Source organism: Mesorhizobium sp. M2E.F.Ca.ET.209.01.1.1 (genome assembly GCF_004010375.2).
In the GTDB taxonomy this organism is placed as follows: Bacteria; Pseudomonadota; Alphaproteobacteria; order Rhizobiales; family Rhizobiaceae; genus Mesorhizobium.
Genome location: NZ_SADP02000263.1, coordinates 1 through 410 on the forward strand (window position 1 = coordinate 1; position 410 = coordinate 410).

Here is a 410-nt window from a genome sequence, read left to right on the forward strand (position 1 = left end):
CGAAGTCATTGGGCTTCGCAAGGGCGGCCGCAAGCATGTCTTCCCGCTGGCCCAGTTCGTCGACGGCAGGCCGGTTCCGGGCATCAGCGAGGTGCTGTCGGCGATTACCAATCCGAGGCTGGCCTGGTTCTGGTTGACCCGCCCCTCGCCCGAGTTGGACGGCCGGGTCCCCATCGAGATGTTGCGGGACGACATGGTCGAGGATGTGCTGCGCGCCGTCCGCGCCCTGTCCTGACCCTAGTTTTGGGAGTCGCTTTTTTCCACATCTGTTCCCGCCTTAGAAGTTTAATCGGCAAACTATCCGTCATAAAACTGTAATAAATGGCACATTTGGCACATCACGTAGGCTTTTCGACCGCTGCGATTGTACTTATTGTTCAGAATGTCCCATTTTTGCAAATATGTGACGT

General features: G+C 56.3%; 1 protein-coding gene. It reads left to right on the forward strand.

Translation table 11 applies throughout. The annotated features are described in order from the left end of the window. Positions 1-235, forward strand: a 235-nt coding sequence (locus EN852_RS35575; protein ID WP_135879658.1) for an antitoxin Xre/MbcA/ParS toxin-binding domain-containing protein, incomplete at its 5' end; no start/stop codon positions are given. Positions 236-410 lie beyond the last annotated feature (175 nt).